The sequence below is a fragment of the Halanaerobium sp. genome, assembly GCF_003070835.1.
Map to the genome: position 1 here is coordinate 1 of NZ_QBLR01000388.1, position 2,786 is coordinate 2,786.

4 protein-coding genes are annotated in these 2,786 nt (G+C 35.2%); all 4 read right to left on the reverse strand.

The genetic code is table 11. The features are described 5' to 3' along the window. Window positions 1-229 precede the first annotated feature (229 nt). Window positions 230-982 (reverse strand): MBL fold metallo-hydrolase, encoded by a 753-nt coding sequence (locus CI949_RS19415; protein WP_133531004.1) that lies wholly within the window; start codon window positions 980-982, stop codon window positions 230-232. 111 nt (window positions 983-1,093) lie between these two features. After that, window positions 1,094-1,765 carry a HesA/MoeB/ThiF family protein gene (locus tag CI949_RS19420; RefSeq protein ID WP_133531003.1) on the reverse strand — a complete coding sequence of 224 codons (672 nt, stop codon included), beginning with the start codon at window positions 1,763-1,765 and terminating at the stop codon, window positions 1,094-1,096. 2 nt (window positions 1,766-1,767) lie between these two features. Continuing rightward, window positions 1,768-2,052 carry a MoaD family protein gene (locus CI949_RS19425; RefSeq protein ID WP_133531002.1) on the reverse strand — a complete coding sequence of 95 codons (285 nt, stop codon included), beginning with the start codon at window positions 2,050-2,052 and terminating at the stop codon, window positions 1,768-1,770. Between the two features lie 105 nt (window positions 2,053-2,157). Continuing rightward, on the reverse strand, window positions 2,158-2,786 hold a 629-nt coding region (locus CI949_RS19430), incomplete at its 5' end, for an aldehyde ferredoxin oxidoreductase C-terminal domain-containing protein (RefSeq protein ID WP_290769482.1).

The window sequence follows — 2,786 nt, forward strand, 5'->3', positions numbered from 1 at the left end:
AAAGATTTTTAAAAAAATATTTTTTCAATATATTTTAAGTATAAGTTAATTAATTATAATTGTCAAGCAATTTTTAAAACTAATTAAGTTTGCTTCATTGTAAAATTAAATGCAACAGACAAAAAAATTAGAACCACAGCTAAAAACCTGGCATAATATAAGTGCCCAAACAAAATCATATGGAGGTTTAAGCTATGGCTCATAATAAAAATAATAAATCCACTTAAATCTATTTCCTGGTATAAAGTATCTTCTCTCCCGGCTCAGTAATTTCAGCAACTCTCGTTTGATTTGAATTAAACCTATCTTTAAAAAATTTAGTCACATCATAATTATCAGCAAAGTGAATTGGTACAAAAAGTGCCGGTTTAACCTGATCAATAAAATACTCTCCTGCCAGATAATAATGTTCCTCCAACCTTGGATCAACCGGAACAAAAGCAATATCTATCTGCTTATCTTTAAATTTCTCAACTTCTCTTTTATATTCTCTTGCTTCTCTTTTTTGAACTTCTTCGGTAAACTTCTTCCACTTCCACCAGTTTAAATCTCCGGCATGAAAGATTGCTAAATTTTCAAGTTCAACCAGAAAGGAAACACCTTCATCTGTACTGCCATAACTTGAAATATTAATCTGCTCCAGCTGCAGTTCTTCGTCTTTTTCCATTAAATAAAGGTTATCCTCATTTTTTAACTCTGGCTCTGGTTCTACCTCGTCTGCTAAAATATAACTGATCTGATCACAATATTTTTCCCAATCAAAAATCACTCTATTATAGTGATCATGGTGGCTGTGAGAAACAAAAACATAGGCTTCTTTTATATTTTTAAAGCTGTCTTCTCTCACTATTCCTTTTTCCAGAGAACTCTGCAGAGCCTTTTCCTGCTGTGGCTGATCTTGATAATAGTCAAATATAAATAATTTATTTTTTACTCTAACTGCGGTTCCACTGTGAAACAAATGATATACTTCTGCCTGCATATTATCATCTCCTAAATTAAAGCCTAACAAAGAAATTATATTTTATCAAGTATAGAAACTACAATTAAGAACTTCTGCAAAAATTCATTTCTCCAGTTTAGCAAAATTAAATCACTTTAAGTCAATTAACTCCATTTGATTGCTCAATAAATCAATATGCAGCAGCTGATTTTCTAAATAATCATCAAAACCAAGCAGATATTTTAAAGCTTCCAGCACCTGAATCGAGGCAGTCACAGTTACAGCCGGGGAAAAAACTGCCGGGAGCTCTTTCTTCTCTGAACCGGCAAAAACATCTTTTAAACGCAGCTCACTTTCGGGCAGCACCAGCATAATCTGGGCAAAAAATTCTTCTATTCCGGCATGAATAAAAGCTATTTCGTTTTCAGCGGCCAGCTGGTCCAGTATAAAGCGCGACTCAAAATTATCAAGGCCGTCAAAAATAATATCTATATTTTCTGGTACCTCAGTCTCCATATCTATTTTTTCATTTCTGGCAATAATTTCAGTCTCTAAATCAAATTTTTTTAAAAATTCTACTGCTGCCTCTACTTTTAAGCGGCCAATATCTTTTTTTCCATAACAGAGCTGACGGTTGAGGTTACTGACTTCCACCTGATCATAATCATAAAGATAGATTTTATTAATCCCAATTCGCTGCAGCTGCAGGGCCTGATTGGTGCCCAGCCCACCTGTGCCGGCAATCATAACATTTAATTCTTCCAGCCGCTGCTGTTGTGTTTCAGTGAATAATTTCTGCTGCCTTTTTAGATAAGATTTCATAATTAACCTCCCGCCGATGGAGGGAATAAAGTAACTATATCTCCATCAGAAACTTTTGTCTCAAGTTTATTGAGATGAAAGATATTTTTACCATTTACTAAAATTATTGTTCCTCGAGCAATAGTTCCATCTTCTTTCAGCAATTTTTGAGTAAAATAACCTTCAAAATCCTGATCCAATTTTTTAATTAACTCAGTAATAGTGATTTCTGATTCCTGTTGATATTCGATTCCTTTTGTTTTTAAGTTTATTCTAAATAAAGAATAAAATTTAACTTCTAATGCCATCTTTATCATCCTTTTATAATAAAATTCCACCCAGCTCCCGGCAGAGAACTGGATGGATTTACGAGGCTAAATTAATTTAATCTAGACTGCAATTTATTTTATCAATTATTTAATCTTCATCTCCTTTAATTTCTGATCACTAATCCAGCCATCTTCCTGCCAGCCTCTGACTTCATAATATTCCGGTAAAATCTGTCTATACTCTGACTTTTTACCTTTTTGAGGGCCATCAGGTAGCGGTTCATCAAAACGAGCAGGTAATTTATCTTGTTCAGGTAAAATTCCTGCTTCCAGATTAAACTGGCGCTCTAGATTATAGATTCTCTCACCGGCTTCAAGTAAGGATTCTGATGTATAGTCAAACCGAGTCCCGGCATTTACTATTTCTCGATAGTCATCAAGTCCCAGAGCAAAGGAAGTAAAAAGGCACATTCCAACCGAATCAATAACAGCTGTTAAATCCTGAAATGTTTTAACCCAGCCAGCTTTACCTTCCAGTTCCTGTGGGTCCAGCTTTTCGGGAGCTCCTAAAACTTCAGGTGAAATCATATAACCTCTAACATGACAGCCACCGCGATTGGAAGTTACATAATTAAGTCCCTGGCCCTGAACACCACGTGGGTCATAAGCAGGAAGTTCCTGTTTTTTTACACTCATTGAAAGTTCAGGCTGACCTTTAGAGTCTGCCAGACGATATGAACCTTCTGCTAGCTTATCACCTAGTCCTTTACGGT

Excerpts from the sequence above, each read along its gene's own strand:
- CI949_RS19415 (WP_133531004.1), bottom strand. The coding sequence starts at position 982 with ATGCAGGCAGAAGTATATCATTTGTTTCACAGTGGAACCGCAGTTAGA.
- CI949_RS19420 (WP_133531003.1), bottom strand. The coding sequence starts at position 1,765 with ATGAAATCTTATCTAAAAAGGCAGCAGAAATTATTCACTGAAACACAA.
- CI949_RS19425 (WP_133531002.1), bottom strand. The coding sequence starts at position 2,052 with ATGGCATTAGAAGTTAAATTTTATTCTTTATTTAGAATAAACTTAAAA.